General features: G+C 65.5%; 15 protein-coding genes. 2 read left to right on the top strand and 13 right to left on the bottom strand.

The features are described from left to right. Positions 1-17 precede the first annotated feature (17 nt). From D8676_RS07710 to D8676_RS07655, 12 genes are all read right to left on the bottom strand, one after another. On the bottom strand, positions 18-455 hold the full coding sequence (locus D8676_RS07710) for an RpiB/LacA/LacB family sugar-phosphate isomerase (protein WP_121580249.1): 438 nt from the start codon (positions 453-455) through the stop codon (positions 18-20). Beyond that, positions 452-1258, bottom strand: a complete 807-nt coding sequence (locus tag D8676_RS07705) for a triose-phosphate isomerase (protein WP_121580248.1) — start codon at positions 1256-1258, stop codon at positions 452-454. The genes D8676_RS07710 and D8676_RS07705 overlap by 4 nt, the downstream gene beginning before the upstream one ends. A 66-nt stretch (positions 1259-1324) precedes the next feature. Then, on the bottom strand, positions 1325-3040 hold the full coding sequence (locus D8676_RS07700) for a dihydroxyacetone kinase family protein (protein WP_121580247.1): 1716 nt from the start codon (positions 3038-3040) through the stop codon (positions 1325-1327). A 39-nt stretch (positions 3041-3079) separates the two neighbouring features. Then, positions 3080-3868, bottom strand: coding sequence for an SDR family oxidoreductase (locus D8676_RS07695; protein ID WP_121580246.1), 789 nt, complete (start codon positions 3866-3868; stop codon positions 3080-3082). 109 nt (positions 3869-3977) lie between these two features. Further along, positions 3978-4613 (bottom strand): dihydroxyacetone kinase subunit DhaL, encoded by a 636-nt coding sequence (gene dhaL / locus D8676_RS07690; RefSeq protein WP_121580245.1) that lies wholly within the window; start codon positions 4611-4613, stop codon positions 3978-3980. Between the two features lie 6 nt (positions 4614-4619). After that, the gene (locus D8676_RS07685) at positions 4620-5624 is read right to left on the bottom strand and encodes a dihydroxyacetone kinase subunit DhaK (protein WP_121580244.1); all 1005 of its coding nucleotides are present in this window, start codon (positions 5622-5624) and stop codon (positions 4620-4622) included. Beyond that, positions 5617-5814, bottom strand: coding sequence for a hypothetical protein (locus D8676_RS07680; protein WP_121580243.1), 198 nt, complete (start codon positions 5812-5814; stop codon positions 5617-5619). The genes D8676_RS07685 and D8676_RS07680 overlap by 8 nt, the downstream gene beginning before the upstream one ends. After that, positions 5814-6923: an ABC transporter ATP-binding protein gene (locus D8676_RS07675; protein ID WP_183097023.1), complete on the bottom strand. Its 1110-nt coding sequence runs from the start codon at positions 6921-6923 to the stop codon at positions 5814-5816. Before D8676_RS07675 ends, D8676_RS07680 begins: the two co-directional genes overlap by 1 nt. Further along, the gene (locus D8676_RS07670) at positions 6920-8008 is read right to left on the bottom strand and encodes an ABC transporter ATP-binding protein (protein WP_121580241.1); all 1089 of its coding nucleotides are present in this window, start codon (positions 8006-8008) and stop codon (positions 6920-6922) included. The genes D8676_RS07675 and D8676_RS07670 overlap by 4 nt, the downstream gene beginning before the upstream one ends. Beyond that, positions 8008-8958: a sugar ABC transporter permease gene (locus D8676_RS07665; protein ID WP_121580240.1), complete on the bottom strand. Its 951-nt coding sequence runs from the start codon at positions 8956-8958 to the stop codon at positions 8008-8010. The genes D8676_RS07670 and D8676_RS07665 overlap by 1 nt, the downstream gene beginning before the upstream one ends. Before the next feature lie 2 nt (positions 8959-8960). Further along, positions 8961-9833, bottom strand: a complete 873-nt coding sequence (locus D8676_RS07660; protein WP_121580239.1) for a carbohydrate ABC transporter permease — start codon at positions 9831-9833, stop codon at positions 8961-8963. 97 nt (positions 9834-9930) lie between these two features. Next, positions 9931-11343 carry an extracellular solute-binding protein gene (locus tag D8676_RS07655; protein WP_121580238.1) on the bottom strand — a complete coding sequence of 471 codons (1413 nt, stop codon included), beginning with the start codon at positions 11341-11343 and terminating at the stop codon, positions 9931-9933. 355 nt (positions 11344-11698) lie between these two features. Here D8676_RS07655 and D8676_RS07650 point away from each other — a divergent pair, with 355 nt between their 5' ends. Continuing rightward, positions 11699-12517 (top strand): DeoR/GlpR family DNA-binding transcription regulator, encoded by an 819-nt coding sequence (locus D8676_RS07650; RefSeq protein ID WP_121580237.1) that lies wholly within the window; start codon positions 11699-11701, stop codon positions 12515-12517. A 40-nt stretch (positions 12518-12557) separates the two neighbouring features. Then, positions 12558-13355, top strand: a complete 798-nt coding sequence (locus tag D8676_RS07645; protein WP_121580236.1) for a fructose-bisphosphate aldolase — start codon at positions 12558-12560, stop codon at positions 13353-13355. Between the two features lie 58 nt (positions 13356-13413). Here D8676_RS07645 and metB read toward each other — a convergent pair whose 3' ends face one another. Further along, complete coding sequence (gene metB / locus D8676_RS07640; protein ID WP_121580466.1) at positions 13414-14580, bottom strand: cystathionine gamma-synthase; 1167 nt, start codon at positions 14578-14580, stop codon at positions 13414-13416. Positions 14581-14694 lie beyond the last annotated feature (114 nt).

Genomic DNA, 14694 nt, shown 5'->3' with positions numbered 1-14694 from the left:
GGAAGCGCCAACGAGCGCTAGCGTCCGGCATCCAGCCTGTCGATGGCCTTCACATTACCTGCCGACGGACCTTCGGGATCGAATTCCGACGCCAGCCAGGAATCGACGATCGACTTGGCGAGTTCAGGCCCGATGACCCTGGCCCCCATGGTGATGATCTGGGCGTTGTTCGACTTGGCCGCCCTTTCCGCCGAATAGGTGTCGTGGGTCAGCGCCGCGCGGATGCCGGGCACTTTGTTGGCCGAAATGCAGACGCCGATGCCCGTGCCACAGAACAGAATGCCGCGATCGAACTGGCCCTGGAGGATGTCCCCACCGACCTTGGCGGCGAGATCGGCATAGTAGCCGGCCTGGCTGAGATCGGTGACGCTGTGCTCCGGCTTGGTGGCAAGGTGCGCCGCGATGACGTCCAGCAACGGCTTGCCGGCGCTGTCCGCGCCAATCACTATCTTCATCGCTGTCGCTCCATTTGCTTGGCTGAGGTGCCCGCCACCTTTTCGTCGAGGGACGCCGAGACCACGTTCAGGATCTGTTGCAGGTGCTCGACGCGCCAGGCGGCACGGCCGATGAACAAGCCGTCGATGTTCGGCTGCCGGATCAGATCGGCGGCGTTCCGCGCGTTAACGCTGCCGCCGTAGAGGACGGTCGCGGCCTTGCCCAGCCGGGTCGCGGCGACCGACTTGATCAACGCCTGCCGTCCATCGGCATAGCTGGAACTCGCCGGGGTTCCGCCTTCGCCAATCGCCCACACCGGCTCGTAGGCGAAGAGGACGTCGGCGGCTGTGTCTTCGTCCAGAAACTGGAGCGCGCCCAGGACCTGGTCCGTCAGGACCTCTTCTACCCGGCCGCTGTCCAGCTCGGCCTGTGTCTCGCCGACGCAGACAAGCGGCGTCAAGCCATGGCGGACGGCGGCGGCCGTCTTCAGCCCGACGGTACGGTCCGTCTCGCCGAAATGCGCACGCCGCTCGCTGTGGCCCAGTTCGACGAGGTCCAGGCCGCAATCCCTGAGCATGACCGGCGAAACCTCGCCCGTCCACGCGCCCTCGTCGGCCCAATGCATGTTTTGCGCGCCGACCTTCACGCGGGTCTGCGCAAGCGCGCGCTTCACCTCGCGAACCGCCGTGAACGAGGGCAAGACGAAGGGCTGGATGCGCCTGTCGAGGCCGGGCATGAAAGCCACAAGCGCCTCGGCAAAAGCCAAGCTCTCGCCAAGGGTCTTGTGCATCTTCCAGCTCGTTCCGACCCAGCAGGTCTGCATTCCTGGTCCTTCGGCTCTCACCGGTTCTTCGCGCATATGCCGCAAGAGACGATCCGCCCGCCGCGGCTAGCCCTGCGGCTTCCGGAGAAACGAAACGGCGGTCTCCGCCGACAGCGCGAGCGACACAGCGCCGGCATCCGGATGTCCCACGCTGCGCTCGGCAAGCGGCCTGGCGCGGCCGATTTTCGGCGTCATCGCCCTAGTGGCCTCGGCAGCGGACTTCGCTGCCCGGGCGGCATCGCCCCAGGCCTCCGCGAGCGGCTTGCCAGCGGCGCTGCTCTTCTCCAGCGTTTCGACGAAGGGCACGAAAGCATCCACCAGCGTCTTGTCGCCGAGGCGGGCCCGGCCAAGCCGCGTCACACCGTCAAGGGCTAGGCGCGCACCGGCCACGACGGCGTCCGGGCTGACTGCCTTGTCATCGGCGAACGCGCCGCTCCATGCCCGCAGGAGCAGGCCCCACAGGGCGCCGGACGTGCCGCCTGCCCGGTCCGCCCAGGCATCGCCTGCCGCGGCAAGCACGCTGGCGGCTCCGGCACCGGCGGCGACCGCCTTCGAGGCGGCGGCAGACGCCGCTGCCGAGCCGCGGCTCATGCCCTGGCCGTGGTCTCCGTCGCCCGCGACGGCGTCGATGCGGCCAAGCTCGTCCTCCGCCGCATGAAGGGCGGCGGCCAAGCCGGCAATGAGAGACGCGATGCAACGGCCGCTCTCCCTGGATGCGTCCGACGCCGGACCGTACACGGCCTGGTCTTCGCGATCCTCCAATATGTCCGTCGCCGGTCTCGCCTCGATGGCCACGCCCTTGCGCAGCACGGGGGCATCGCTCGGCGCGCGCCAGTATCGCTCCAGTTCGTCGTCCAGCCACATGAGGCTGAGCGAGCAGCCCTGCATGTTGAGGCTGGTTACGAACTCGCCGGCCTCCGGTTCGACGATCTCAAGCCCATGCACCTTCAATTCGGCAGCGACCGCCTGCCAGAGAACGAAGAGTTCCTCGTATTTCGTCGCGCCCAGGCCGTTGAGCAGCGCCGCGGCTTTCCTGGCGCCGGCGGGCCGCTCGGCAACCAGCGTGCCGACCAGCACCTTCGCGAGTTCGCTGGCGGGCGGCGTCTTCTCCTCGCGGATGCCCGGCTCTCCGTGAATGCCTAGCCCCACCCCCATCTTGCCGTCGGGAACGGTGAACAGCGGGGCGGACGCACCGGGCAGCGTGCAGCCGCCGAACGCCACCCCGAAGGAGACGGTCCGGTCGTTGGCGTGGCGGGTGATGCGCTCGACCTCGTCGAGCGGCAAGCCGGCCTCGGCCGCCGCGCCGGCGACCTTGTAGACGAGGACGGTGCCGGCGATGCCGCGGCGCTTCGCGGCGGTTTCAGCCGGCGCGCTGGCGACGTCGTCGGTCACCGGCACGATGCGCACGTCGATCCCCTCGGCGCGCAGGCGTTCGGCCGCGACGCTGAAATTCAGCACGTCGCCGGCGTAGTTGCCGAAACCCAGGATCATGCCGCCGCCATGGTCGGCATGACGGCAGACGCGCGCGACGGCGGCGGTCGACGGCGAGGCGAACACGTCGCCCGCCACGGCAGCGTCGGCGAGGCCCGGACCGACATAGCCAGCGAAGGCCGGGAAATGGCCGGAACCGCCGCCGACAACCAGCGAGACCTTGCCCTTGGGCGTTTCGGTGGAGCGGACCACGCCGCCCCTCACCAGGCGTACGTTGCGTCCGTGTATGGCGCAAAAGCCCGCCAGCGCGGCGGCGGCGAAGTCTTCGGGTGCGTCGTGGATCGTCGTCATCTTACCTGCACTTCGTTGGCTACCGGAGCGGTGGCTTGCCTACCGCAGCGATGTCGCCATGACACCGCCATCGACAGTGAGCACGGCGGCGTTGACCTTGTCCATCTGGGCGAGATGCAGGAACGCGTCGGCAATGTCGCTGGCGGTCACCTCGACGCCGAGCAGGTTGCCCGCCATGTATTCGTGCGGCGTCAGGCCCCGGGCGCCCGCGCGCTCGACGATCATCTGGTCGGTCATCAGGCCGCTGCGAATGCGCCCGGCATTGATGCCGTTGGCGCGGATGCCCTCGCGGCCGTGGTCGACCGCATACTGCTTCATGAGCGCCAGCGTCGCCGCCTTCGGTATGCCGTAGGGTCCGAAATCCTTGCCCGGATTGACCGACTGGTTGGAGATGTTAAAGAGGATCGTGCCGCCCCGGCCCTGCCGCCGGAAGATCTTGATGGCCGCCTGGCAGGCGTTCTGGTGGCCGAAGAAATTCAACTCGAAGCTGCGCCGCAACTCCTCGATCGGCAGGTCGCCGATGGCCCCCTGCCCGGCCGATCCGGCATTCGAGACAAGTATGTCGAGGCCGCCCATGTCCGCCGCGACGGCTTCGAACACGCCGGCAACCGCGGCAGGATCGGTGACGTCGCAGAGATATGGCCGGCAGCCATTGTCGGCGGCCACCTTTGCGAGCGCCGCTTCGTTGATGTCGAGGATGGCGACGGCGGCGCCGGCGCCGGCAAAGACGCGCGCGATCTCGCGGCCTATGCCGCTCGCCGCGCCAGTCACGACGACGCGTTTGCCGCCCAGCGGACCCTGTTCCGGATATGCCTCGGGATGAACCATGATCAGGCTGCCTTGACTGGCTCCAGGTGGAACATGGCAACGGCCTTGCCGCCCTTGTTGTCGCAGAGGTCTGCCATGTCTGAACCCTTTCGTACTGGCCGCGCGGCCTTCAGGCCTTCGCGGTGAAATCCTGCATCGCCTTGAGGATGAGCGAGACCGAGATCGCGCCCGGATCGGGATGACCGAGACTGCGCTCGCCGAGCGAGCGTGCCTTGCCGGTCGTGGCGATCATGTTCTTCGTCGCCTCGACGCCCTCGAGCGAAGCTGCGGCCGCAGCGGCGACTGTCGCCGGCAGCCCCTCGCCGCTGCTGGTCCGCGCCGCGCGGGCCGCGGGCGCGATGGCGTCGATCATGGTCTTCTGGCCCTCGGTCACGCCGCCACGCTTCAAGACGGCCTCAAGCCCGGTTTCCAGGAAGGCCGCAAAACCTTCGCCATCCAGCCTGTCGCGGCCGGCCAGCGGCTTCGAGCCGGCGCGAAACAGCGTGCCGAAGATCGCCCCGGCAGCGCCGCCCGTCTTAGACAGGATCGCGGTGCCGACCGCCTTGAGCGCATTCTCGATGGAATCGGGCGGTGTCGCGTCGAGGCTCTCCAGCGCGCCCTCGAAACCGCGCCGCATGCCGATGCCGTGGTCGCCGTCGCCGATCGCGAGGTCGGCGTCGGTCAGCACGTCGGTCTGGTCGATGACCGAACGCGAGACAGTCCTCAGCATGTCGGTCGAAGCCTTGAGATCGAGCGTATCAGCCATGTCGGGCTACATCCTGGAATAGCCGAGGGACTCGGCGGGCATATCGAGATAGTGCTTGAGCTCGTCGTCCAGCCTCATCAGCGTCACCGAGAAACCGGCCATCTCCTGCACGGTCAGCCAGGTGCCGACGTCGCTCCGATGCACCTTGATGCCTTCGCGCTCCAGGATCTGGCGTATGCGGCGGTTGACGATGAGCATCTCCATCATCGTCGTGGCGCCGAGATTGTTGATCAGCAACGCGACCTCGTCGCCGGCTTTGAAGGGAAGGTCGGACAAGAGCTTCTGGAGAAGCTCGTCGGCGACGGCGTCCGCCGACTTCATCTTTTGGCGCGCCACGCCGGCCTCGCCATGCGCGCCCATGCCGATCTCGATCTCGTCGTCGGCCAGCTCGAAGGTGAGCTTGCCGGTCTCGGGGATGGAGCCGGCGGCGACCGCGACGCCGATCGAACGGACGTTGGCGACCGCCTTGCGCGCAACACGCTCGACCTCATCGAGCGTGTCCAGTTCGGACGCGGCCCCGCCAACGATCTTGATCATGTAGATGTCGCCGGCAATGCCGCGGCGGTCATGCGTGCGCTCCGGCGGCGCGGCGGCGACGTCGTCGGTAACGCGCACCGTGCGGACGTCGATGCCGTCGTCCTCCAGCATCTCGGCCGCGATGTCGAAGTTCATGTTGTCGCCGGCATAGTTCCCGTAGAGGAACAGGATGCCCTTGCCGCGATGTACAGCCTTGGCGGCTTCGTAGATGATGTCCGGCGCCGGTGCGGCGAAGACCTGGCCGCACGCCGCGCCGTCGCCCATGTTCCGGCCGACGAAACCGTGGAACAGCGGCTCGTGTCCGCTGCCGCCGCCGATGAGCAGCGCGACCTTGCTGTCGGGCAGATCGGTGCGGACGATCGCCGCATGATCGGGCAGCTTGCGCACCCGTCCGTCATTGGCGAGCACCAGCCCATCGATCATCTCGGCGACGACCTTCTTCGGATCGTTCAATATCTTCTTCGGATTAGCCATTCTTGTCCTCCTCGATCCTTCCATCCGGCACATGGTCGAGGATCATGAACACGACGACGCCAGCGAGCAGGACCGGAAATCCCAGCACGAAGAGAGCATGCGTGAACGGCTGGCAAAGCATCGCAAAGCCGCCCAGGATCAACGTCGACGCCAGCCGGTAAAGCCATTTCTTGCTGAAAAAAGAGGCCATCAGCGTCCGCCTTCCCCGGTCTGGGAGATGCGCCTGCCGCTCTCGGCATCGAACAGGAACCCCGCCCTCGCCGGGATGCGGAAGGAGCAGGCGTCGCCCTGCGCAACGGGCATGGACAGCGGCACCACCTTGCGGAACGAACCGGCCGGCGTCTCGACCTGGATGGCCCGCTCGAAGCCGCGATTGTCGACCGCGTAGACCGTGCCAGCGCTCGCGCCCTCCGCACCGGCAGGCCCGACTTCGATATCTTCCGGCCAGACGCCGAGAAGCACTTTCCCGCTTCCGGGGGCCACCGTGCCGAACTCGCCGATCGGCAGCCGCTGCTCGGCCCCCTTGATGACGACATGGCCGCTTTCCACATGCGCCTCCAGAAAAGCCATCGACGGGCTGCCGATCAGCTTGCCGACGAGGACATTGGCCGGCAGCCGATAGATTTCCTCGATCGGACCGGCCTGCTGAAGGACGCCGCCGTCGATGATGCCGATGCGATCGGCGATCGCGATGGCGCCGTGATAATCGTGCGTCGCATAAAGCATGGTGGAGCGGTACTGCCGGTGGATCTGCCGGAGTTCGGCCCGGAGGCCCTCGCGCAGCTTCAAATCCAGCGCTGACAGCGGTTCGTCGAGCAGGAACATGACGGGACGGCGGACCAGCGCGCGGGCGATGGCGACGCGCTGCCGTTCGCCGCCTGAAAGCGTGCCGACGTCGCGATCGAGCAAATGCGATATCCTGAGCAGCTCCGCCGTGCGGCCGACCCGCCTTGCGATCTCGTCCTCCGCTTCACGGAACTCCGGCGAACGCAGCGCGAAGGCGATGTTGTCCTTCACGTCGAGAACCGGCAGCAGGTTGAAGCCTTCGAAGACGATGGCGACGTCGCGGCTCGCCGGATCGGCGTCGGTGACGTCGCGGCCGGCGAGGTCGACACGACCGGCATCGAGCTCGATCAGCCCGGCGGACGCCAGCAGCGTCGAGCTCTTGCCGGCGCCTGTCGGGCCGAGCAGCGCGAAGATCTCATTGTCGTTGACGGTGAGGTCGAGGCCACGCAACGCGGCCTTGCCCTTGTAGGCCTTCTTCAATCCCTGAAGCTGGAGCATCGGGCCGGCGCTCATGCCGCGTCCTCCGCGCCGACCCGCCGGCCGGTGGCTGCGTCGAAGAACAGAAGCCCCTCGGGTTCGAAATGGATGCGGCCTTCCGAGCCGTTGCGGGAACTTCGCTTGTCGACGCCCTGATGGATGGTATCGCCGATGCGGAAGGAGAAGAACCGCTCGCGGCCCACCGAAAACACGTCGTCGACCGGAAGGACGACGCCGGCGGCCGGATCGTCGGTCAGGTGGACGTTGATCGGCCTGACCCCGAGCTTCAGCGGCCGCCTGGCCGAGAGCGCCCATTGCGGCAGGCGGTCGCGTTCGGCCGTCAGCGTGACGTCGCTGCTGCCGAGCCTCAGCCCGCCGGCCACTGGCTCAAGGTCGATGAGGTTCATCGAAGGGGAGCCGATGAACTGGCCGGCGAAGACGTTGACAGGATCGAAGAACATGCGGTCGGGCACCGAAACCTGGACGATGCGACTATCGTTCATGAGCACAATGCGGTCGGCGAGCGACATCGCCTCGCGCTGATCGTGCGTGACGTAGATCGTGGTGACGCCGAGCTGGCGCTGCAGGTGGCCGAGCTCCCAGCGCATCTCCTCGCGGAACTGCTCGTCGATGGCAGAAAGCGGCTCGTCGAGCAGGAGCACGGCGGGGTCGCGGATCACAGCGCGGGCCAGCGCCACCTTCTGGCGCGCGCCGGGCGGCAGGGCGCTGGGATAGCGGGCGAGCTCGTCGCCGAGCTTGAACACGTCGGTGACCCAGTCGAGCTTGCGCGCGATTTCGGCCTTGGCAACGCCGCGCGCCTTCAGCGGAAAAACGATGTTCTCCTTGATGCTGAGATGCGGGTAGAGCGAGACGAACTGGAACACCATGGCGATGTTGCGCTCGCTCGCCGACAGTTCGTTGACGCGCACGCCGTCGAACAGCACGTCGCCTGACGTCGCCGGCACCAGACCGGCGATGCATCTGAGCGTCGTCGTCTTTCCACAGCCGGACGGGCCGAGATAGACGACAAACTCGCCGTCCTTGACCGTCAGGCTCACGTCGTCCACCGCCTTGAAGGCGCCGAACTCGATGGTGAGGTTCTTGAGCGAGATCTCGGCCATCAGTACTTTTCGCTCATCTTGGTCAGGTGGCGGACAAGGATGAGCGACAGCCCGGTGATGATGAGAAGCAGGATGACCGCGAGAGCCGACGCCTCGCCGGTGTAGAAATAGCTGAACGCCGTCTTCGCCACAGCGTAGGACACCGTCTCGGTGCTCGACCCCGGCCCGCCGCCCGTCAGCGCGACAAAGAGGTCGTACTGCTTGAAGCTGTCTATCAGGCGCAGGATCAGCGCGATGAAGAGCACCGGCGCCGACATCGGCAAGGTGATGCGGAAGAAGCGGTAGGCGGGGCTGGCCCCGTCGACCTCGGCTGCCTCGTAGATCGTCTCGGGAATGCCGCGGAACGCCGCCGTGGCCAGCAACGCGATGAACGGCGCCCACATCCAGGTGTCCGCCGCGGCCGCTGCCCAGAGGGCGGCATTGGTCTGTCCGAGCCAGTCGACCTTCGGCAGGCCGACCGACGACAGCAGGAAATTGACGATACCCCACTCGGAATTCAGCATGTAGCGCCACAGGAAGCCGACGACGACCGGCGACAGCATCATCGGCATCATCAGGATGGTGAAGATGACGTCGCGTCCGCGGAAATTCTTCTGCAGCTGGTAGCCGACGAAAATGCCGATCAGCATCTGCAGGGTGACGCAGATGAAGACGAACTTGCCGGTGAAGACGAAGCGCTCCCAAAGCTCCGGATCGGACAGCAGGAAGGTGTAGTTCTTCAGCCCGACCGGCTTCATGGTCGCCTGGCGAAGCGCGGAGAAGTTGAAGAACGAATAGTAGACCAGTGAGAAGACCGGATAGGCGACCATGAAGAGCAGGATCGCCAGGCTCGGCGACAGGAAGCCGAAGATCATCAGGCGGCCGGAGGAACGCTTGCGCAATTTCGCCTGCCGCGCAGCGTGGGCGGCAGCCTGGCCTTCCGGGGTGATGGGGGCGTCAGCGGCGGCCATGTCTACCTCCTGCCCAGCACGCCGAAGGTCATGCCCATCAGGAGGTGCTTGCGGATCAGATAGAAGAAGATCAGCACCGGTATGATGAGCACGACGCCGGCCGCGCAGATCTGCGTCCACTCGATGCCGGTGGCGCCGGAAGCGGCGGAAATCTTGACCGGCAGCGTCTTGGCCTGGGTGGTCGTCAGGATCGACGCAAAGGCGAATTCGTTCCACGCGAAGATGAAGCAGAAGCCGGCAGTCGCCGCGATGCCGCCCTTCACCATCGGCAGCACCAGCCTGGTGAAGGCGTACATGCGCGTGTAGCCGTTGACGATCGCTATCTGCTCGACCTCCTTAGGCACCCCGTCGAAGAAGCCTTTCATGATCCAGGTGGCGAGGCCGATATTGGCGAAGATGGCGACGAGCACGAGGCCGAAACGGGTGTCGGCGAGGCCGAGCCGCGCGAACATCAGGTGGTAGAAGACGAGCACCGCGACCGGCGGCAGCATGCGGGTCGACAGCACGAAAAACATGAAGTCGCCCTTGCCCCTGAAGTTGAAGCGCGAGCAGACATAGCCGGCAAGCGTGCCGAAGAAGACGGCAAGCGAGGTGCCGGCGACCGAGACGATGATGCTGTTGACCAGGGAATCGAAGACGCCGACCGACGACGCGCTGTCCTTGGCGGCGCCGACGCCGAACACGCTCTGGTAGCCGCTGAAGTCAGGCGTGAAGAACAGTTTCGGCGGCATGGTGAAGAGGTCCATGCGGCTCTTGAAGGACGAGAGGATCAGCCAGAAGATCGGCCCGACATTGTAGATCGTGTAGACGATCAGCAGGCCGAGGATGAGCCACCTCGTCACCAGATCGACCATCGATGTTCGCGAGTTCGTCATGCCGAACCTTGTCGTTTGGCCACTTTAAGAACGGCCTGCACGGTAAGACGGAAAGGGCGCGCGGAATACTCCCCGCGCGCCCCGTGGGAGGACGCCGTTATTCGACCGGCACGACCTTGTCCTGGCCGACCGGCGAGATCGTCTGGTCGGGAACCTCCGGGGTGCTTTCGCCACGCTTGATCTCGTAGCCGGCGCGCTCGAGCGTGCGCTCGTTCTTCTCGGCGGCGTCCGACAGCGCCTGCTGCACGGTCTTGGTGCCGGCTGCGGCAGCGGAGATCTCCTGCTGCAATTCGTCGAGCAGCACGGGATATTCCGGCAGGTGCCAGTAGTCGTTCAGATAGGCCAGCGCCGTCGAGAACTGCCTGTTGTAGGAGTTCAGACCCTGCCAGTCCGGGCTTTCCAGCACGGCCTTGAGGCCGGTCTGGCAGACCGCCGCGTAGCGCTTCTGCTGCTCGGGCTGGAAGTACCACTCCATGAACTTGGTCAGTTCGGGCAGTTTCTTGGAATATTTGTTGATGCCCATGCCCTGGCCGCCGACCGAGAACTGGCGGCGGAACTTGCCGTCGCGACCGACGGCGCCCGGAAGCACCGCGAAGCCCACCTTGTCGGCGAATTTCGAGACCTTCGGGTCGGCGTTCGAGCCGTTGAAGTAGAACCACTGCATCGCCATCGCGACCTGGCCCTGCTGGATCGCGGTGTTGACCTCGTCGAAGCCCCAGTTCTGCGAACCGGGCGGTCCGAACTTGAACATGTCGACAAAGGCCTGCACGCCATCGACCGAAGCCGGCGAGTCGAGGTAGCCCTTAACCTCGAAGGTCTCGGGATTGTAGAGCTCGCCGCCGAACGACCACAGGAACGAGTTCGACGCGGTGGTGGCGAAGTCGTAATCGCGGCCGCCCATCTGCGCCCAGCCGTAGAGGCCCTGGTCGGGACGGGTGAAGAATTCGGCGACTTCCTTGGCTTCCTGGTAGGTCTGTGGAACCGCGAGGTCGCGGCCGTACTTGGCCTTGAACGCTTCCTGCTCCTTCGGGTCCTCGAAGAGGTCCTTGCGATAGGTCAGGCCGTAGGCGTCCTGGTTGGCCGGCAGCCCGTAGAATTCGCCCGAGCCATCCGGATACTCACCGTAGCGCGACAGCGAGGCCGGCGGGAAGATGTCGGCCTTGAGATAGCTCGACTGGTCGAACATGTCGTTGAGCTTGACGGCGTGCGAGGCGAACTCGGCCGTCGACTGGCTGTCCCACATGGCGAAGTCGAAAGCGTCGCCCTGGATGGCGAACTCGGAGGCGATCTTGTCGTGCCACTGCGGGCCATAGGGCACGAGAGCCGGGACGATCTTGACCGACTTGTCCGGATAATCCTTGGCGATTTCGACCAGCGCGTCGGCGCAGGTTCCGGCATGCCAGACGAAGGTGAGCGTGGTGTCGGCGCGGGCGAGACCCGCGCTTGCGGCCATCGCCGTCGCAGCGACAGCAGCGGACGCGAGCAGACGCGTACGCGTTGCGTGATTCATGGTGTTCCTCCAGCGTTAGGCGGGCAATCCAGCCGGCGGCCGATCTCCTCCGTCCCGTCTCCTGCCCTCTCTCGACGCTAGTCAGCACAGTTAAAAATATCAACAAGAAACTTATATTTTCTCATTTTTCTTGTTACCTATAACTGCTTGAAACAGCCTGAAAATTTAAGAGTCAAGCAATGTTAGAACGAACCAGCATAGCGACTTCAAGCCACAACCCATTGATTTTTCTGCCTTCCCACGACGACATCAGCCTCCATGTACGCATGTGCGATATCGCATTGCACAACGGAGTATTTGATAATTTAACATTTTTCTTTCCGTCGCATCACAGTCATGCTAGAGGCATTGCGTCATGAGCACGGAGAGGGAGGCTCCCGTCTTGTTCGAACCGGACGGCGACATGCAGCACCTGTCGAAGGCCGACCAGCGTCGCGCCGAGATCATCCGGCTGCTGATGGAAAGCCCTTCCCTGCAGATCAAGGAACTGGCGACGCGTCTCGACGTCAGCCTGATGACCATCCATCGCGATCTGAACGACCTGCAGGGACAAGGCCTGGTGCGCCGTCTGCGCGGTTCGGTATCGGCCGAGAAGTCGATGCTGTTCGAAAGCAGCTATCTCTACCGCACCCGCCAGCATGTCAGCGAGAAGCGCAAGCTGGCGCGCGCCGCGATCGCCCATATCGAATCCGGCAATGCCATCGTCTGGGACGACAGTTCGACCACCTTCCACGTGACCGAATTCATCGAGCAGGTGGCGCCGGTCACGATCATCACCAACGCGCTGCCGGTGATGGAGAAGCTGCGCGACGCGCCGGACATCGACCTGATCGCGCTCGGCGGAAAATTCCACCGCTCCTACAACGGCTTCTTCGGGCTTGCCTGCGAGCGCGCCATCCGGTCCTACCGGGTCGACGTCGCGCTGATGTCGACGACAACCATCCAGGGCCTGTCGATGTTCACGCAGGACGAACAGGTGCTGCGCGCCAAGCAGGCGATGATCGAGATCGCACGCAAGAAGATCCTGCTCGTCGACGAGAGCAAGTTCCACTTTTCGGCATTGAACTATGTCGCCGACCTCAGCGTCTTCGACGTCGTCCTCGTCTCGCACTCCGTCGACAAGGCCGTCGTCGAACAGATGAGGCAGGCAGGCGTCAAGCTCGAGCTCGTCTGAGCCGGGACCCGCAGACCAATTTCATTCACGAGGGGAAGCAATGTCCGAAATCGGCAAGGCTCGCAGGATGGCGCGGCTGTTCGAGAAGCGCTCAGGACGCATGCTATGCGTGCCGCTCGACCACGGCATGCAGGTCGGGCCGATAGCCGGCATCGCCGATCCGGCGCTGCTGATCGACATCGTGGTGGAGGCCGGCGTCGACGCAGTGATCGTCAACCCCGGCATGCTCGTCCGCCATGGGCACCGGCTTGCCGGCGGACCGGCGGTCATCCTGCGCCTCGACCAGACGACGATGTGGCGGCACGACACGAAAACCGGCTACCCGGATACGCACAACAGGCTGGTCTCGACCGTCGAGGAAGCGGTGCAGATGGGCGCGGAGGCGGTGATCACCTACCTCTTCACCTGCAACAACCGGCCGGAGGAGGAGACCAGATCCTTCGAGATCGCCGGCGCCGTCGCGGCCGAATGCCGAAAATGGGGTGTCGTCCACGTCATCGAGGCGATGGCGGCCAAAGGCGGCTTCGCGCGCGCCGACGATCCCGACGTTGTCGCGATGAACTGCCGCATGGCCGGCGAACTCGGAGCCGACTGGATCAAGACGGACTGGTGCGAGGCCGCCCGCTTCAGGCAAATCACGCAGCAGTCCCTCGCTCCCATCGCGGTAGCCGGGGGTCCGGCCTTGGCGACCCTGGCCGACACCGTGCGGTTCGCGGAGGACGCGATCGGCGCCGGCGCAAAGGGCTTGATGTTCGGGCGAAACGTGTTCCAGCAAGCCGACGTCCGGGCTGCGCTGGCGACGCTGGCAAAGGTCGTCCACGGCAACCCCCAAGGCTGAGGATTGCCGCCGGCGATTTGTTCACTGGCCGTGGAGCCAGCGAGGCCCACTGCCCCGATCAGAGGCGGCGATCTTCTATCGCCGCCAATCCGACTTCGAGACCGGCGATAAGGTCGGCTTCGGCCTCGAGCCCGACCGACAGGCGCAAGAGGCCGTCGCCGATGCCGGCCGCTTTGCGGGCTTCCGCCCCCATGCCGGCATGGGTCATTGTCGCCGGATGCGCGACAAGGCTCTCCACGCCGCCAAGCGACTCGGCGAGGGTAAAAGTCTCTACCCTTTCGACGAAGCGGCGGACGGCCTCGGCGCCACCTGCGAGATCGAAACTCAGCATGGCGCCGAACCCGCTCTGCTGTCTGCGCGCGATGGCATGGCCCGGATGGGACTCCAGGCCCGGATAGTGCACGGCCGCCACGGCAGGATGCGTCGACAGGAAGGCGGCGACCGCGGCGGCATTCGCCTGCTGGCGCTCGATGCGTGGGAACAGAGTGCGCAGGCCGCGCAGGGTGAGGTAGGCGTCGAAGGGCGAGCCGGTGACGCCGGTGACGTTGGCCCAGAAGCGCAGTGCCTCGACATCGGTCCCGGCCGCGCAGACGACGGCGCCGCCGACGACATCGGAATGGCCGTTGAGATATTTCGTGGTGGAATGGATGACGAAATCGGCGCCAAGCTCGATCGGCCGCTGCAGGGCCGGCGACAGGAAGGTGTTGTCGACGGCGACCTTTGCGCCGGCCTCCTTCGCCTGTCGCGCAATGGCGCGGATGTCGACGACCCGCATCAGCGGATTGGACGGCGTCTCGACCAGCACCAGCGACGGCTTGCGGGCCAGCGCCGACGCCAGCGAGGCGGCGTCGGACTGGTCGACGAAGACGACGTCGAAATGCCCCCTGTCGCGTCGTGCCGACAGCAGCCTGTAGGTGCCGCCATAGCAATCATGCGGCGCCACGATCAGTTCGTCGCGCCGGGCGAGCGACAGCACGAGATCGACGGCCGCCATTCCCGACGAGGTGACGATGGCGTCGGCGCCGCCTTCAAGCCTGGCGAGCGTATCGGCGAGAAGATCGCGGCCGGGATTGGCCGTGCGGCTGTACTCGTAGCCGCGGTGCTTCTCGAAGCCGGAGAAGGCAAAGGTGCTGCTGAGATAGATCGGCGGCGTCACCGCGCCAAAATTTTCGTCCGAAGCGATTCCGTTCGCCGCGGCGATGGTCCTGGGATCACGCTGTGTCATGTCGCCTTCCCCGTTACGCCGCCTGACCTTCATCTTGCTACCGCAGGCGGACCAGCCGGGATGTTCCAGCGACTGCACGTCGGCCGCAAGACATTTACCGGCGGAATCGGGGCT

The sequence above is a fragment of the Mesorhizobium sp. YM1C-6-2 genome, from assembly GCF_003666685.1.
GTDB lineage: Bacteria > Pseudomonadota > Alphaproteobacteria > Rhizobiales > Rhizobiaceae > Mesorhizobium_K.
The sequence above is the reverse complement of the archived record's forward strand: the minus strand, read 5'-3'. Positions and strand labels throughout refer to the sequence as shown.